Origin of the sequence: Cetobacterium sp. 2G large, assembly GCF_014250655.1 — a bacterium.
Classification (GTDB): domain Bacteria; phylum Fusobacteriota; class Fusobacteriia; order Fusobacteriales; family Fusobacteriaceae; genus Cetobacterium_A; species Cetobacterium_A somerae.
The window spans coordinates 1399095-1416526 of the sequence record NZ_JACHTH010000005.1 but is presented as its reverse complement, the minus strand read 5'-3'; the positions used below and the strand labels follow the sequence as shown (position 1 = coordinate 1416526).

The window sequence follows — 17432 nt, the reverse complement described above, 5'->3', positions numbered from 1 at the left end:
GATCAAGTGAAAATAGCAGTTGTTATGGGTGGAATTACATCAGAGAGAGAGGTTTCTTTAAGAAGTGGACAGGCTATTTTAAATAGTCTATTAAGACAAGGGTACGATGCATATAAAATAGATTTGACAAAAGAAAACTTAGTATCAGCATTTATAGAGAATGATTATGATTTAGTTTATCTAGCTCTTCATGGTGAATATGGTGAGGATGGTAGAGTTCAATCTGTTTTAGATATGTTAGGTAAAAAATATACAGGTTCAGGAGTAACAGGTAGTGCTGTTGCAATGGATAAAATTTTAACAAAGATAATAGCTAAAGATTTAGGAATAAGAATAGCTAAAACATATGGTTCTGTTGAAGAAATTGATAGTTATCCTGTTGTTATAAAACCAGCAAAAGAGGGATCAAGTGTAGGGTTATATATTTGTAACACGAAAGAAGAAGCTTTAAAAGCTTACGAAGTATTACAAAATAAAGAACCTTTAATAGAGGAGTTTATAAAAGGGGATGAATTAACAGCAGGAGTATTAAATGGAGAAAAATTAGGTGTGGTTAGAATAAAACCAAAATCGGGATTATATGACTATGAATCAAAATATACAGTAGGTAAAACAGAGTACGAATGTCCTGCTCAAATAGATGAAAAAGCATATGAAGAAGCTTCTGAAGCTGCTAGAAAAATTCATGAAAAGTTAGGGTTAAAGGGAGTAACAAGAAGTGATTTTATCTTAAAAGATGGAAAAACTTACTTCTTAGAGGTAAATACTTGTCCTGGAATGACAGAGACTAGTTTAGCTCCAAAACTAGCAACATTAAAAGGGTATTCTTTTGATGATTTAACTAAGATTATGGTTGAAAGTTGCTAAGTAGAAAATATCTGAAATAACAGGGAGAGATTCTTGAAAAATATATTTAAAATTGCTATAATATTGGCATTAACTTTTATTATAATTCAAGTTGAAAAAGACTTTAAAAATAGAGAATTTTTCAATATTTCAAAAGTTCAAATTAGTGAAGTTTCGCCAAATCTTAAATCAGATTTAGAAAAAATAAAAACAGAGATTTTAGGAAAAAATATTAATGATTTAAATTTAGAAGGATTAGAAAAAAAATTATTAAAAGATGTGAGGATAAAAAAAGCAGTTGTTTCTAAACAAAATTTGAATGAAATAACTATTGATGTCATAGAAAAAGATAGTAATTACTATGCACAACATAATTCGAGAATATATACTATGGATGAAGAGGGAACGATTTTTGGAAAGCTAGATGAATATCCTAAAAAAAGTATGCCAATTCTTGTACTAAAAGATGCTAAAGAAAAAGAATATCTTCTAGAAATAATGGAAAAACTAAAAGAGCTAGATTTAAAAGATGAAGTTTCACAGCTATATGCTGAAAATAAAAATTTGATATACATTATTTTGAGAGACGGAACTAAGATAAAAACTGAACCAGAAGTTTCGAAAAAAAAATATGAAATAACAATGAATCTATATAAGGAGTTGATAAAGGCTAAAGTGATAGATTATATAGATATAAGATTTACAGATATAGTAGTAATGGAAAAGGAGGGGAAAAGTGCGAGATAATATTACAAAATTAGCTTTAGATGTTGGAAATGGTAAAATAAAATTTATTTTAGGAGAACTTAGTACAGAGGGATTAAAGTTAAGAGTACTAGATTACTTAGAGGTATCAAGTGAAGGCATAAAAAGATCTGTAGTAGAAGACCCTGATCTTTTAAGTGCAAGCATAGCCAAAGGACTAAAAGAGTTAGAACAAAGAAATGGAAGAGAATTTGAAGTTGTTTCACTAGGTGTGAGTAGTGATAGAATTACTTCGAAAACAGATCATGGGTGTATCGAATTTAATGAAAAAGAGATAACAGCTCAAGATATGTATAATTTAATTGAATTAGTGAAGGGTAATATATTAAAAGAAGATGAAATCGTTATTGAGCAAGAAGCTTATAATGTTAGAGTTAATAGCTCTGGAATTTTAAAAAATCCAATAGGACAAATTGGAAAAAGTATTCAAGGTGATGTACATCTAATAACAATAAAAAAAGATCAATTAGATCCGCTAATAGAAGTTATAAATAACGCAGGATTAGAAGTAGAAGATATATTTTTAAACGCATCGGCATCTGCAAAATCAACTTTAGAATATGAAGATAGACAGATGGGAGTAGCTCTAATAGATATAGGAGAAGGCGTTACAGATATAGCTATTTATAAAAATGATAAAATAATTTATACAAAATCTTTATCAATAGGTGGAATGCATTTTGTGAATGATATAAGTTATCTTTTGAAAATACCAAAAAAAGAAGCTAAAGAGATTCTCGAAAAATTAAGAAGTAAACAGTATTCTAATGGAGTGATAAAAACAGAAAATGGAGAATACAATATAGATGAGATTAAAGAGATAATCGACGCTAGAACAGGGGATTTAATTAATTTCATTTCAAAAACAATAGAAGAATCTGGATTTAATGGTTATTTAGGAAAAGGTTTAGCTTTTACAGGTGGAGCAGTATCAATAGATGAGATTTTTAGTAAAGTTGGAAGTAAAATGGAATGTGCTGTTAGAAAAGTAACTCCATTCCCACTTAGAGGATTAGAAAATGTAAATCCATCTATGTCTACAGTAATTGGTATTTTGTTAACAAAATTAGAAGCAGAATTTAAAAAGAGAAACGAAATAAGAGATGAAAGTTTAAAGGACGAAGTTATAGCCATTGAAAAAGAAGAGGAAGTATTTACAGAGCTTCCTATAAATGAAACAGCTTTTAGACAAGAGGACTACGAAGAAGAGTATGAAGAAGAAGTGGTTACAGATGGTGCTTTAAACAAAATAAAAAAATGGATTTCTAACTTTATATAATAAGGAGCTGTATGAAAATGTTTAATAACGAATGTGAAGTAAAGATAAAGGTAATCGGAGCTGGAGGAGCTGGAGGAAATGCAATAAACGACATGATTTCAGCTGGAGTAACAGGTGTAGAATATATTGCGGCAAATACAGATGCCCAAGATTTAAATAATTCTTTAGCAGATATAAGAGTTCAATTAGGGGAAAAACTAACAAGAGGTCTAGGAGCTGGAGCTGACCCAGAAGTTGGTAAGCAAGCTGCTGAAGAAGATGTTGAAAAATTAAGAAATTTATTAGAAGAGACAGATATGTTATTTATAACAGCTGGAATGGGTGGTGGAACAGGAACAGGTTCTGCACCGGTTATAGCTAAAATAGCAAAAGAGATGGGAGTTTTAACTATTGGTATAGTAACTAGACCATTTTCTTTTGAAGGAAGAAAAAGAAAAACTAATGCTGATTTAGGATTGTCAAACTTAGAAAAGCATGTAGATTCATTAGTGATAATACCAAATGATAAACTATTTGAATTACCAGAGAAAACAATAACTCTTCAAAATGCTTTTAAAGAAGCTAATAATATTTTAAAAATAGGTATTAAAGGTATTGCAGATTTAATGATAGGTAGAGGACTTATTAACTTAGACTTTGCTGATATTAAAGCAACTATGCAAAATTCAGGAGTTGCAGTTTTAGGATTTGGAGAGGGAGAAGGAGAAAATAGAGTTGCTAAAGCAACAGAAAAAGCACTATCTTCACCTCTATTAGAAAAGTCAATTATGGGAGCAAGTAAAGTTTTAATAAACATAGCTGGTTCATCAAATTTAGGACTTATGGAAGCTCAAGCTATAGCTAATATAGTAAAAGAAGCAGCTGGAAAAACAGCAGAAGATATTATGTTTGGTATAACAGCAGACGAATCATACGGAGATAAAATTCAAGTTACAATAATTGCTAATAGTTTCGGTGATGAGCAAGAAAAAACTGAATCTTTTATAAACGTAGAGAAAAAAGCAGAAGTTCCAAAGGTAGAAGAGACATCAGAAGTAAGAGATGAGTTAGATCTTCCACCATGGATTAGAGCTAATAGAAGAGATTAATAAAAAAATGCTTGTAAAATTATTGATTCTATGTTAGAATTAATAATGCCCTGCTCAAGATCATTGTGTATTTTGGGCTAAAACCATAGGGAGGAGGTAATAACATGAAAAAGTATGAATTAATGTTCATCATCAACCCAACTATATTAGAAGAGGGAAGAGAAACTGTAATAGCTAAAGTTAACAACATATTAACTACAGCTGGAGCAACTGTTCTTAAATCTGAGAAGTGGGGAGAGAGAAAGCTTGCTTATCCAATCGATAAGAAGAAAACAGGATTCTACGTACTAACTACTTTAGAGATGGACGGTACTAAGTTAACTGAGGTTGAGTCAAAGCTTAACATAACTGAAGAAGTTATGAGATACATCGTAATTAAGAACGACTAATTAAAACTAAAGAAGACGTTTATTCTCAAATAAGGAGGTTATTAGAATGGCAGAATTCAGAAGAAGAAGAGCAAAATTAAGAGTTAAAGCTGAAGAAATCGATTACAAAAATGTTGATTTACTAAAGAGATTCGTTTCTGATAAAGGAAGAATCAATCCTTCTAGAGTAACTGGAGCTAACGCTAAGTTACAAAGAAAGATAGCTAAAGCTGTTAAGAGAGCTAGAAACATCGCTCTTATTCCATATACAAGAGTAGAGAAGTAAAATTAATGAGGTTGAAGATTTAATCTTCAACCTCTTTTTCTATACTAGATTATATATATTAAAAATATGAAAATAAATATAGTTACAAAAATAAAAAAAAGACAGGCTTTTTTATTTAAAGCTGTCTTTTTTTATAAGCATTATTTGCTTAATATTTTTCTAAGTCTAGCACTTAGAGTATTAGCATTTGCTTTAAGGATTTGCATAACTTCAACCTCGTTAGCACTCTTTAAAGTCTTTAAAGTTTTAGTACAAACTTTAACTTTAACAGTAACACCGTTGATAACAACTTTAGTTGTTTGTAAGTTAGGCTTCCAAACTCTTCCTGTTACTCTGTGAGAGTGAGAAATTTGATTTCCGAAAGTCATTCCTTTTCCAGTAATTTCACATCTTTGCATTCTATTTACACCTCGCTTTCGTTATAAACATGCAAATTATTATACCATTACTGAAAGAAAATATCAAGGTATTTTTTAAATTATTTGGAATAGTTTATAAAAAACATTAAATATGCTATAATAACAAGGTAAAATATATATAGAAAAGGTGATATGTAATATGAATATTCATAGCTATAAAGTATTAGAGTTTAACAAATTAAGAGAAGAGTTATCACATTATATGACTATTGAAGAAAATCAAGAAAAAATACTTGATTTAGAGCCATTTAAAGATATAAACTCTTTAAGAAAAGAATTAGAGATAATCAGAGATTTTATGGATTTTTTAAAGTTTGACGGTGGATTTGAGCCAGCAGGAATGAAAGATATAACAAATATCACAAGAAAAGCTCAACTTGTTGGGATGTATTTAGAGCCAGAAGACTTGTGGTCTATAAATATAAATTTAAGAATTTTTAGAATTTTTAAAGGAAGATTAGAAACTTTAGAAAAATATAAAGATTTAAGAGGTAAATTTATAAATATACCAACATTTAAAAATTTAGAAGATTTAATAAATAAAGCTATAGATCCAGATAAAAATATAAAAGATGATGCTTCTATAGAGCTAAGAGAGTTAAGATTTCAAAAGAAAAATATGGTAGCAAATATTAAGAGAAAATTTGAAGAGTTATTCACTAATCCAAATTACTCTAAAGCTATACAAGAAAAGATAATAACAACAAGAGATGGAAGAAGTGTAATACCAGTTAAAACAGATTTTAAAGGACTTATTAAAGGGATAGAGCACGATAGATCATCAAGTGGATCAACAGTGTTTATAGAACCTATATCGATTGTTTCGTTAAATAATAAAATGAGAGAACTAGAAGTTAGAGAAAGAGAAGAGATTAGAAAAATACTTTTAAGACTAACTGATCAAGTGAGATTAAATACTCCTATAATAAATGAGATTGGTAATACGATAATGTATTTAGACATATTAAATGGAAAATCTCAATTTGGTATAGAGAAAAAATGTGCAATTCCAGAAATAAATAATAAAGAGATGTTATCACTTGTAAATGCTAGACATCCTTTTATAAATGAGAATATGGTTGTACCTTTAACATTTGAAATAGGAAAAGATTATAATACATTATTAATAACAGGTCCAAATACTGGAGGAAAAACAGTAGCGTTAAAAACAGCAGGATTATTAACATTAATGACATTAGCTGGAATTCCAATTCCTGCAGATGAAAAAACGAGTATAGGATTTTTTAATGGTGTATTTGCAGATATTGGAGATGAGCAGAGTATAGAACAATCATTATCATCATTCTCAGCACATTTAAAAAACATTCAAGAGATTTTAAATTCAGTTACAAAAGCTTCATTGGTGTTACTAGATGAATTAGGATCAGGAACTGACCCAATGGAAGGTTCAGCTTTTGCCATGGCTGTAATAGACTATTTGAAAGATAAAAAATGTAAATCACTAATAACAACTCACTATAGTGAGGTTAAAGCCTATGGGTATAATGAAGTAGATATAGAAACTGCATCAATGGAGTTTAATGTAGAAACTTTATCTCCAACATATAGACTTTTAATAGGAGTTCCAGGAGAAAGTAATGCTCTAACAATAGCAAAAAGACTTGGAGTTTCTGAAGTAATTATAGAAAGAGCAAAAAGTTATATAAGTGATGAAGATAAAAAAGTAGAAAAAATGATTTCAAATATAAAAGACAAATCTTTAGAACTTGAAAGTATGCAATCAGAAGTAGAAGCTTTAAAAGCTCAAGCTCAAAAAGATAAAGATGAATATGAAGAAAAATTAAGAGTATTAGAAAAAGAAAAGAATCAAATTTTAAAAGAAGCATATGAAAAAGCTGAGTTAATGATGAGAGATATGCAAAATAAAGCAGCAGCTCTAGTTAATAAGATTCAAAAAGAGGATAAAACAAAAGAAGAGATGAAAGAAGTTCAAAAGAAGCTTAATATGCTTAGAACATCTTTACAAGAGGAAAAATCTGAAAATGTAGAGGTTAAACCTAAAGTAGCAAGAAAGATAGATTATAAAGTTGGAGATAGAGTATTTGTAAATAGTTTAAATCAATATGCTATTGTAAATAAAATAAACTTAAATAAAGAAACTCTAAATATCCAAGCAGGTATATTAAAATTAGAGGTTTCAATGGACGACGTAAAAACAGTTGTAGAGCCAAAGAAAAAAGAGTATAGACCTATAAACACTCACGCTAAAACAAGAGTTAAAAATGAAGTAGATTTAAGAGGGAAGTTAGTTGATGAAGCAATATATGAATTAGAAACTTATATGGATAGAGCTCTAATGAATGGGTATACAGAGATATATGTAATTCATGGAAAAGGAACAGGAGCCTTGAGAACAGGAATAATGGAATTCTTAAAAACTTCGAGATACGTTAAAGACTATAGAGCTGGTGGTCATAACGAAGGAGGAATTGGATGTACTGTGGTAACTCTAAAATAACTTTAATTATAGCAGCAGCAGGAATTGGAAAGAGAATGAATTTAGGATATCCTAAACAATTTTTAGAAATCGATGGAAAACCTTTATTTATGAAACCATTAGAAGTTGCAGAAAAAAGTGACAGTGTTGATGAAGTTATTATTACTACTGGAGAGGAATCAATAGAATTAGTAAAAGAGTTATGTAAAACATATGGAATATCTAAAGTCAAAAATATTGTTTCAGGTGGAAAAGAAAGACAATATTCTATAGAAAATGCGTTGGAATATTGTAAAGATAATAGTATAATAGCAGTACAGGATGGTGTAAGGCCATTTTTAAAAGATAAGTATTTTTCTCAAGCATTAAAAATGTTAGGAGAAGATTTAAAAATTGATGGTATTGTAGTAGGAGTTTTACTAAAAGATACAATTAAAAAAGTTAATATCGATGGAGAAGTTATAGAAACACCCAAAAGAGAGGAGTATATAGCAGTTCACACACCTCAAATATTTAGAGGTAAGATATTAAAAGATGCTTATAAAAAAGCAAGAGAAGATAATTTCTTAGGAACAGACGATTCATCTTTAGTAGAAAGAATAGGTGGAAAAATTAAAGTTTTAATAGGAGATTATGATAATATAAAAGTTACAACTGTTGAGGATTTAAAATTTCTTTAATTTAATAAAGGAGAGGGAAATGAAAGTTTTTTTAGCTCAGATGAAGCCAATATTGGGAGATACAGAAAAAAATTTAAAAAAAATAGTTGATATAGTAGAAAAGGAAATTGAGAAAGGGACAGAAGTTGTTGTTTTTCCTGAATTATCTCTAACTGGATATTTGTTAGAAGAGATGGTTTATGATGTTGCTTTAGATAAAGTACCTGATATATTATTAGAGCTATCTAAAAAAATATCAATAATAGTAGGTGCAGTAGAGTTAAGTGAAGATTTATATCACTATAATACAGCATTTTACTTAGAAGATGGAGAGATAAAACACAAGCACAGAAAAGTTTATCTTCCAACTTATGGACTTTTTGATGAGGGAAGATATTTTAAAGAGGGAGAAAATATAAGAGCCTTTGATACAAAGTTTGGTAGAATTGGAATGCTAGTATGTGAAGATATTTTTCATCAAAGTAGTTCATATATTTTAGGACAAGATGGAGCACAAACAATTTTTGTTATAGCAAATAGTCCTACAAGACTTTCAAGTAAAGGGTTAGAAATAAGTAATCTTTGGGAGTCTATATGTAAGACAACAGCTATTAGTAACGGATGTTTTGTTATTATGGTAAATAGAGTGGGAGTAGAGGATGGTGTAAACTTCTGGGGTGGAAGTTTTGCAATTAATCCATCAGGAGATACGATAGAAAAAATGGAATACTTCAAAGAGGATGGAAAAAACGTTCTAGTTGAGAAAAAAGAGATAATAAAAGTTAGATTTGCATCGGGATCATGTAAAAATGAAAAAATAGATTTAGTACTAAATGAATTAAGCAGAATAAAGAAAAGTAGATAAATTTATTAAAAGGAGTACCGATGAAAAAAACTTTAAAAATAACTTTAGGATTTTTATGTGGAGTTAGTATTTTAATAAGTGTGTTTTATGCTGGTAAAGAGAATCCTAGAGTGTATTTAAGTGACAGAATAAATGTAGCATATGTAAATGAAGATATTAATCATAAAAATTTTGAAAATGTTATAAATCTTTTAAATAAGGCAGATTTTAATATTGATGATAAGGTAAAAAAAGGATTAAGTTATGTAAAAGGACTATATGTAGTTTCAGATAGTAGTTTTATATCAGATAAAAAAGCATGTGTAGGAATTGTAGATTTTGGATATATATATCCATTTATAACATTAAAAGTTGAAACTTATTTTAATAAAAGTAATGATTTTTATGTATTAAAAGATGAGTATAGCAAAAAGTATTTAAATGGTGAAAAAGTATATCTAAAAATAGAAAAAGGTAATTTTTTAATAGGAAAAAGAGAAAAAGACATTGAAAGAATATTAAAAAATGAAAAATATTTTAATCAAAATCTTTTAAAAATACTAGATAGAGAAAAAGGAAAAAATCTAGGAATGTTGATATTAAATCTTGGGAAAAATCCTCTAGGAGGGTTTGATGAACTTGTACTAACAGGAGAAGTAAATAAAAAAGAGCAAGTTACATTAACTGCAAATATAGGTGGAAAAAATGACATTATAAAAAGCTTTAATGGTATAGCTCAAGATGGATTATCAGGAGAAAGAACTATAGAAAAAAATAAACTTTATTTAAGAAGTACAAGAGATGCTGAGTTAAGATCATTTTTATTCTTTTTAAACTATTTCTTTAGAAATAGTTTTATTGAAGGGGTATCTTCAAGTGTTTATATAAATAATCCAAAAGATGATAGTAAAATATCAACTTTAAGTAGTGATAAATTGATAGATGTAAACATCGATGAAAAGCAATTTATATCTGGATATATAGATTTAAAGATTAAAAATGAGGTTATAGGAAGTGCTGAGCTAAAAGGAATAGCAGAAGAGAATAGACTACGAATAAGTACAATTTTAAATGAAGAAACAGCACTTAATCTATTAAAAACAGCTAAATAGGAGGGCGTAAAATGATAAAAATATATAATACACTTAAAGGTGAATTAGAAATATTTAAACCTCTAAAAGAGGGAGAGGTTTCAATGTATGTTTGTGGACCTACCGTTTATAATTATATTCACATTGGAAACGCTAGACCAGCCATATTTTTCGATACAGTAAGAAGATATTTTGAGTTTAGAGGTTATAAAGTAAAATATGTTCAAAACTTTACAGATGTTGATGATAAAATGATAAAAAAAGCTAATGAAGAGGGAGTAACTCTTCAGGATATAGCAAAAAAATATATAGATGCATATTTTGAAGATACAGCAAAAGTTAATTTAAAAGAAGAAGGAATGATAAGACCTAAAGCAACAGAGCATATAGGTGAAATGATAAAAATTATAAAAACATTAATTGAAAAAGGATATGCTTACGAATCTCAAGGTGATGTATACTTTGATGTAAATAGTTACAAACAAGAGTATGGAGAATTATCAGGACAAAGTATAGATGATTTAAAAAGTGGTGCAAGAATAGATGTATCAGAGATAAAGAAAGATCCATTAGACTTCGCTTTATGGAAAAAAGCTAAGGAGGGAGAACCTTTCTGGAATTCACCTTGGGGAAAAGGAAGACCTGGATGGCATATAGAATGTTCTGCAATGTCAAATAAATATTTAGGACCTACATTTGATATTCATGGAGGAGGACAAGATTTAATATTCCCACATCATGAAAATGAAATTGCACAATCAAAATGTGGAACAGGTGGAGAGTTTGCTAGATACTGGATTCATAATGGTTATATTAATGTTAAGGGAGAGAAAATGTCTAAATCTTTAGGAAACTTCTTCCTTTTAAGAGAGGTATTAGAGCAATTTGAGGGAAGAGTAGTGAGATTCTTTATTTTAAGTTCTCATTATAGAAAACCAATTGATTTTTCAGATAATGAACTAGTTCAAAGTAAGGCTGGATTAGAAAGAATAGAAAATGCTGTATCTAGAGGAAAAGAGATTTTAACATCAAAACCTGTTGAAAATGGATCAGACCTTACAGAGTTAAAAGAAACTTTAGAGATATCAAAAGATAAATTTATAAGATGTATGGATGAAGATTTTAATACAGCTGGTGGAATAGGAGCTATATTTGAACTTGTAAAAGAATTAAATAAAGCTGGAGAGATTGATAAAATTTCTAAAGTTGGATTTGAAGTGTTAGAAGATACAATTGAATATATAAGAGTGGTTATGGAAGAGGTATTTGGAGTTCTATTAAAGGTAGAGGTTCAAGTAGGAGATATGACAACAGAACTAATTGAATTTTTACTTGAACTGAGAAGAGAAGCAAGAGATAGCAAAGACTGGGCATTTTCAGATAAAGTAAGAGATAGACTTTTAGAGATGGGAATTAAAATAAAGGATGGAAAGGAAAAAACAACATGGTCAATTTAGATGTGCGTGAAGCAAATGGATTAGTTTTAGCATATTTAGGTGATTCTGTGTGGGAACTTTCTATAAGAACATATTTTATAAACAAAGGGTACAATATAAAGAATTTAAATAGACTTGTAAAAGAACATGTAAATGCTCAATCTCAAAGTAAGTATTTAAAAAATATAATTGATGAATTAGATGAAGATAAATTAACATTAGTAAATAGATCTAAAAATAGTAACATAAAAACTTTTCCTAAATCGTGTAGTGTTATGGAGTATAAAGAGGCAACAGCTTTTGAAGCTTTAATTGGTGCGCTTTATGTTGAGGGAAAAATAGAAGAAATAAATAAAATTGTGGAAAAAAACTTAGGTTAAGGAGTGATAGTAAGTGGGATTCAAATTGAAACTACCTGGATTTAGTAGAAGTATTGGGATTGATTTAGGGACAGCAAATACATTAGTATATAGTAAAAAACATGGAAAAATAATATTAAATGAACCATCTGTTGTAGCAGTGGAAAGAGAAAGTAGAAAAGTTTTAGCTGTTGGAAACGAAGCTAAAGATATGCTAGGAAAAACACCAGATTCGATAGTTGCAGTAAAACCTTTAAGTGAAGGAGTAATAGCTGATTACGATATAACAGAAGCTATGATAAAGTATTTTATAAAAAAGGTATTTGGAAAATACTCACTGTTTATGCCTGAAGTTATGATTTGTGTTCCAATTGATGTAACTGGAGTAGAGAAAAGAGCGGTATTAGAAGCTACTCTTTCAGCTGGAGCTAAAAAGGCTTACTTAATAGAAGAGGCAAGAGCAGCTGCGCTAGGATCTGGAATTGATATATCAGCACCAGAAGGAAATATGATAGTTGATATTGGTGGAGGTTCGACAGACGTTGCAGTAATATCACTAGGTGGAACAGTTGTAAGTAAAACGATAAGAACAGCTGGAAATAATTTTGATATGGATATAATAAAGTATATTAAAAAAACACATACTTTATTAATAGGAGATAAAACAGCTGAAAGTATAAAAATGCAAATAGGAACAGCTATTCCTTTAACAGAAGAGGAAACAATGACAATAAAAGGAAGAGACTTGATAACTGGGCTACCTAAGTCTGTTACTGTTGGATCAGAAGAGATTAGAGAAGCTATTATGGATTCACTAATGGAGATTGTAACTTGTGTAAAAGATGTTTTAGAAAAAACTCCACCAGAATTAGCAGCAGATATAATAGATAGAGGAATAGTTATGGCAGGAGGGGGTTCTTTAATTAGAAACTTCCCAGAATTAATTTCAAAACATACTTCACTAAACGTAAGATTAGCAGACTCCCCTCTTGAGAGTGTAGTTAAAGGAGCTGGAATGGCTCTTGATCAAATATCTATTTTAAGAAAGATTGAAAAGGCTGAAAGATAATGTTTAAAGATTTAAATTCCAATGAAAAAGCTATTGATTTTTTAAAAAAAGAACTTAATTTTAAAAGAGAAGCAGGAACATACCTTTTTTACGGAGTTGATAGAGATCTTTTAAAAAAGTTTGCAAAGGCTTTTGCTAAAAGTTTAAACTGTATTAATTATACAGATGATTTTTGTGGAGTTTGTGAAAGTTGTATAAGAATAGAGAGTGAAACTCATGGAGATTTAGAAATTTTAGATGATATAACAGGTATTAAAATTGAAAAAATTAGAGAGTTAGCTTATAGAGATTCAACAACATCTTACGAAGGAAAGAAAAAAGTTTATATAATAAGAGATGTTGAAAGGTTAAGAAAAGAATCAGCAAATGCATTATTAAAATTAATAGAAGAACCTAATAGTGGAAGTTTTTTTATATTAACTTCTACGGGATTAAATGTTCTTCCAACAATAAAATCTAGATCGATTTTATTAAATATTCTTCAGGAGAGCGCAGAAGAGATTGGAGTAACTCAAGAGGAGTATAGATTTTTTTTAGGAAAATCAAAAGAGATAGAAGATTATAAAAATAGTGAAATAGATTTAAATGAGGGTAGTTCTTTTGAAAGAATTGGACATAATATAAAAAATTGGACAGATACAAAAGAGTTTCAGTATAAAGTAGAGATATATAAATCTATAAGAGATTTTCTAAATACAAAAGACTATTTAACATTAAATGATAAGTTATATTTTGTGGATGAAATTCTTTTGAATACTTCAGATAGAGAGTTAATAAAAGAAATCATAAATTATACAATTTCTCTTATAGGAAATAGAAGTAAAAATTTAGAAAAACTATTAGAATTAAAAAATATAGGGAGAAGCTCTATAAACTTAAAAAATTTACTAGTAACTTTTTATACAAATGTTTAAGAGAGTGATTACAAAATCACTCTCTTTCATTTATATTATTTATATGTACGTTATAATATTTTTTGATGATTTATAGCTTTTTCATTCAAAAATAATATAATTTTTTCGAAAATAGGCTTAAAAATATTAAAAAAAAGTATTATAATATATATATGTAATCAATAAATCGTGGAGAGAAGGAATCTAGATGTATTTTAAACATTTTATTGTTTTTGGAATAAGTCATAAAAATTTGGATTTATGTCAAAGAGAGAATTTTATACAAAATGACCCCACTTCTGTAGTTGAAAGATTATTTAAAGAGAAAAAGATTGTGGGTTATGTTAACTTGTCAACCTGCTTGAGAGTAGAATACTACTTAGATTTAGATAAAAACTATTCAGTGGCAGATTTTCAAAAAGATATAGGATTAAAAGATATTTTTATAAAGCAAGGGCATGATGCTGTAAACTATCTTTTTAGAGTTACTTGTGGTTTTGAATCTGTTATAAAAGGTGAGGATCAAATTTTAGCTCAAATAAAAAAAGCTCAATTAGCAAGTATGGAAAATAAAATATCAAGCTCTAATATTAATGTTATTTTTAATAAAGCAATAGAGTTGGGAAAAAAATTTAGAAATAAAAGCAAAATATGTCATAATGCTTTATCTTTAGAAGCAATATCTTTAAAATTTATCAAGAATAGAGTTTCAGAATTAAAAGATAAGAAAATTCTTATTTTAGGAGTAGGAGATTTAGCAAGAGATATAATGGAGCTTATAACAAAAGAGGAATACAAAAGCTTAACTATAACAAATAGAAGTTATCATAAAGCTTTAGAGGTTAGTAATATTTATAATGCAGATGTGATAAGTTTTGAAAATAAATTGGAAGAAGTTGCAAAAAGTGATGTAATAATATCAGCAACTTCAGCTCCTCATGCAATTATAAAAAAAGAAGAGATACAACCTTTATTAAATAAAAATAAAGAGTATGTATTTTTAGATTTAGCAGTTCCTAGAGATATTGAAGAAGAGCTTAATGAATTAAAAAACATAAATTTATACAATATAGATGATGTTTGGGGAGTGTATTATGAAAATTTAGAAAATAGGGAAAATTTATTAACTAAATATGAATATATGCTTGGTGAACAGATGATAAACTTAAAAAAATGGTTTGAATACAAAGAAGGGATAGCATAATGAAAGAAAAAATCGTAATAGGAAGTAGAGGAAGCATATTAGCTTTAGCTCAGAGTGAAATGATAAAAGGAAGATTAGAGAAGAATTTTCCAGAGTTAAAATTTGAAATAAAGGTTATAGTAACAAGTGGAGATAAAGATTTAGTTAGTAACTGGAATAATAGTGATAAATCTTTAAAAAGCTTTTTTACAAAAGAGATTGAACACGAATTGTTAGACGGAACTGTAGATTTAGCAGTTCATTCAATGAAAGATATGCCAATAGTTTCTCCACCAGGTTTAATTTGTGGAGCAACTCCTGATAGAGAAGATAATAGGGATGTTATTGTATCAAGAAGTGGAAAAAAGTTATTAGAGCTTCCAGAAGGAGCTATTGTAGGAACTAGTTCATTGAGAAGAACTATGGGATTAAAAACCTTAAGACCAGATTTAGAGATAAAACAATTAAGAGGAAATATTCATACAAGACTTAGAAAACTAGATGAAGGTCAGTATGATGCTATTCTTTTAGCAGCAGCAGGATTAAAAAGAGTTGGATTAAGAGATAGAATAACTGAAGAGTTAGATTATGATTTAATGATGCCAGCTCCAGCTCAAGGAGCACTTCATATTCAATGTAGAGAAAACGATGAGTTTGTAAAAAATATCTTAAAATCTATTCATAATCCAGAAATAGAAAAAATTGTAGAGATAGAAAGAGAGTTTTCTAAGATATTTGATGGAGGATGTCATACACCGATGGGATGTACAGGGGAAAAATTTGATGGTAAGATTTTTTTAAGAGGTGTGTACTGCCAAGATGATATTATGTATAAAGCAGAAGTGTTAGAAGATGAAGTGTTAGGAAAAGAGATAGCACACAAATTAGCTGCAAAAATAAGGGAGAAAATAAATGGTTAATAATAAAATGGGGAAAGTTTACATAATAGGAGCAGGTTGTGGAAATATAGATCTTTTAACTTTGAAAGGAAAGAGATGCATAGAGGAAGCTGACTGCGTAGTATATGATAGATTGATAGACCCGAAAGTGTTGAAGTTAGCTAAAGCAGATGCAGAAATGATATATTTAGGTAAAGGAAATACTGAAGGTGGAGTAATTCAGGATGAAATAAATAAAACGCTGGCTAAAAAGGCTTTAGAGGGAAAAGTTGTAGCAAGGGTAAAAGGTGGAGATCCTTTTGTTTTTGGAAGAGGTGGAGAAGAGATAGAGGAAATAGTTAAATACTCTATTCCTTTTGAAATTATACCTGGAATAAGCTCTTCAATAGCTGTACCAGAGTATGCAGGAATTCCAGTTACACATAGAGGACTAGCAAGATCATTCCATGTATTTACAGGACATACAATGGAAAATGGAGAATGGCATGATTTTTCGACTATAGCTAAATTAGATGGAACTTTAGTATTTTTAATGGGGATTAAAAACCTAGATTTAATAACAGGTGATTTAATAAAAAATGGTAAAAATCCTAAAACTCCAGTAGCAGTAATAGAAAAGGGAACAAGTGAAAACCAAAGAGTAACTGTTGGAACTTTAGAAGATATTGTAGAAAGAGCTAAATCTGAAAAGATTGTTCCACCTGCTATAACAATAATTGGTGATGTTGTAAACATGAGAGAAACTTTTAAATGGTTTGAAAATCAACCTCTTTCTGGAAAAAAAGTGTTAGTGACAAGAGACACTAATCAATCACAAGAGTTTAGTGAAAAATTAAGAATACAAGGAGCTACTGTAAGAGAGCTACCTTTTATAAAAATAGAAAATGCTTATAATTTTGATGAAAAAGATTTAAAAAATTATAGTGCTCTTTTGTTTAACTCTCCAAATGGGGTGAAGTACTTTATGGAAAACATAAAGGATATAAGATCTTTAGGTCATCTAAAAATTGGTGTTGTTGGAGCTAAAACAGATGAGCTATTAAGAGAATATAAAATAATACCAGATTTTATTCCAGAGAAATATATGGGAACAGAGTTAGCAAAAGAAGTACAAAATTATACAAAAGAAAATGATAAGGTGTTATTTATAACTTCAGATATCTCTCCTGCTAATTGTGAAAAATGGAGTGAGGAATATAATAGAAAATTTGAAAAATTAGTAGTGTACAAGACTGGAAAACATATCTATTCTAAAGATGAAGTAGAGAATGTATTAAATGAAATAGAGTATATAACTTTTTTAAGTTCATCAACAGTTGAAGCATTTAATGAGAGTATCCAAGGAGATTTAAAATTATTAGAGGATAAAAAGATTGTGTCAATAGGACCAGTTACTACAAAAACTTTAAATGAATTAGGATATAACGTGGCTTTAGAAGCAAAAGTTTTTGATGTTGATGGAGTAATTGCAGTAATAGGAGAGAAATAAT

General features: G+C 28.9%; 18 protein-coding genes. 17 read left to right on the top strand and 1 reads right to left on the bottom strand.

Going from position 1 to position 17432, the window contains the following annotated elements:
* Positions 1–6 precede the first annotated feature (6 nt).
* From H5J23_RS09555 to rpsR, 6 genes are all read left to right on the top strand, one after another.
* Positions 7–867: a D-alanine--D-alanine ligase gene (locus H5J23_RS09555; RefSeq protein WP_023051050.1), complete on the top strand. Its 861-nt coding sequence runs from the start codon at positions 7–9 to the stop codon at positions 865–867.
* A 33-nt stretch (positions 868–900) separates the two neighbouring features.
* Entirely contained in the window at positions 901–1593 is a 693-nt protein-coding gene (locus tag H5J23_RS09550) for a cell division protein FtsQ/DivIB (protein WP_023051049.1), read from the top strand.
* Entirely contained in the window at positions 1583–2890 is a 1308-nt protein-coding gene (gene ftsA / locus H5J23_RS09545; protein WP_023051048.1) for a cell division protein FtsA, read from the top strand. The genes H5J23_RS09550 and ftsA overlap by 11 nt, the downstream gene beginning before the upstream one ends.
* Before the next feature lie 17 nt (positions 2891–2907).
* The gene (ftsZ, locus tag H5J23_RS09540) at positions 2908–3978 is read left to right on the top strand and encodes a cell division protein FtsZ (RefSeq protein WP_040407405.1); all 1071 of its coding nucleotides are present in this window, start codon (positions 2908–2910) and stop codon (positions 3976–3978) included.
* Between the two features lie 104 nt (positions 3979–4082).
* A complete protein-coding gene (rpsF, locus tag H5J23_RS09535) occupies positions 4083–4367 on the top strand; it encodes a 30S ribosomal protein S6 (RefSeq protein WP_023051046.1) in 285 nt (94 codons plus the stop codon).
* 46 nt (positions 4368–4413) lie between these two features.
* Positions 4414–4632: a 30S ribosomal protein S18 gene (rpsR, locus tag H5J23_RS09530; protein ID WP_023051045.1), complete on the top strand. Its 219-nt coding sequence runs from the start codon at positions 4414–4416 to the stop codon at positions 4630–4632.
* A gap of 140 nt (positions 4633–4772) precedes the next feature.
* On the opposite strand, the gene rpmB is transcribed toward rpsR, so the two are convergent.
* Complete coding sequence (gene rpmB, locus H5J23_RS09525) at positions 4773–5030, bottom strand: 50S ribosomal protein L28 (RefSeq protein ID WP_023051044.1); 258 nt, start codon at positions 5028–5030, stop codon at positions 4773–4775.
* A gap of 160 nt (positions 5031–5190) precedes the next feature.
* Here rpmB and H5J23_RS09520 point away from each other — a divergent pair, with 160 nt between their 5' ends.
* The 11 genes from H5J23_RS09520 (at position 5191) to cobA (ending at position 17431) form a co-directional block, all read left to right on the top strand.
* Complete coding sequence (locus H5J23_RS09520) at positions 5191–7530, top strand: endonuclease MutS2 (protein ID WP_185891893.1); 2340 nt, start codon at positions 5191–5193, stop codon at positions 7528–7530.
* The gene (ispD, locus tag H5J23_RS09515) at positions 7506–8189 is read left to right on the top strand and encodes a 2-C-methyl-D-erythritol 4-phosphate cytidylyltransferase (protein WP_023051042.1); all 684 of its coding nucleotides are present in this window, start codon (positions 7506–7508) and stop codon (positions 8187–8189) included. The genes H5J23_RS09520 and ispD overlap by 25 nt, the downstream gene beginning before the upstream one ends.
* A 19-nt stretch (positions 8190–8208) precedes the next feature.
* Complete coding sequence (locus tag H5J23_RS09510; protein ID WP_185891891.1) at positions 8209–9033, top strand: nitrilase-related carbon-nitrogen hydrolase; 825 nt, start codon at positions 8209–8211, stop codon at positions 9031–9033.
* A gap of 20 nt (positions 9034–9053) precedes the next feature.
* Positions 9054–10124, top strand: a complete 1071-nt coding sequence (locus H5J23_RS09505; RefSeq protein ID WP_185891890.1) for a hypothetical protein — start codon at positions 9054–9056, stop codon at positions 10122–10124.
* Between the two features lie 11 nt (positions 10125–10135).
* Positions 10136–11560 carry a cysteine--tRNA ligase gene (gene cysS, locus H5J23_RS09500; protein ID WP_185891889.1) on the top strand — a complete coding sequence of 475 codons (1425 nt, stop codon included), beginning with the start codon at positions 10136–10138 and terminating at the stop codon, positions 11558–11560.
* Positions 11548–11919, top strand: a complete 372-nt coding sequence (locus tag H5J23_RS09495; protein WP_185891888.1) for a Mini-ribonuclease 3 — start codon at positions 11548–11550, stop codon at positions 11917–11919. Before cysS ends, H5J23_RS09495 begins: the two co-directional genes overlap by 13 nt.
* Before the next feature lie 13 nt (positions 11920–11932).
* Complete coding sequence (locus H5J23_RS09490) at positions 11933–12967, top strand: rod shape-determining protein (RefSeq protein ID WP_023051037.1); 1035 nt, start codon at positions 11933–11935, stop codon at positions 12965–12967.
* On the top strand, positions 12967–13881 hold the full coding sequence (locus H5J23_RS09485; protein WP_023051036.1) for a hypothetical protein: 915 nt from the start codon (positions 12967–12969) through the stop codon (positions 13879–13881). Before H5J23_RS09490 ends, H5J23_RS09485 begins: the two co-directional genes overlap by 1 nt.
* Before the next feature lie 187 nt (positions 13882–14068).
* Positions 14069–15064: a glutamyl-tRNA reductase gene (gene hemA / locus H5J23_RS09480; protein ID WP_185891887.1), complete on the top strand. Its 996-nt coding sequence runs from the start codon at positions 14069–14071 to the stop codon at positions 15062–15064.
* Positions 15064–15963 carry a hydroxymethylbilane synthase gene (gene hemC / locus H5J23_RS09475; RefSeq protein WP_185891886.1) on the top strand — a complete coding sequence of 300 codons (900 nt, stop codon included), beginning with the start codon at positions 15064–15066 and terminating at the stop codon, positions 15961–15963. The genes hemA and hemC overlap by 1 nt, the downstream gene beginning before the upstream one ends.
* On the top strand, positions 15956–17431 hold the full coding sequence (gene cobA / locus H5J23_RS09470; protein ID WP_023051033.1) for a uroporphyrinogen-III C-methyltransferase: 1476 nt from the start codon (positions 15956–15958) through the stop codon (positions 17429–17431). The genes hemC and cobA overlap by 8 nt, the downstream gene beginning before the upstream one ends.
* The last annotated feature ends 1 nt before the right edge of the window (position 17432 follow it).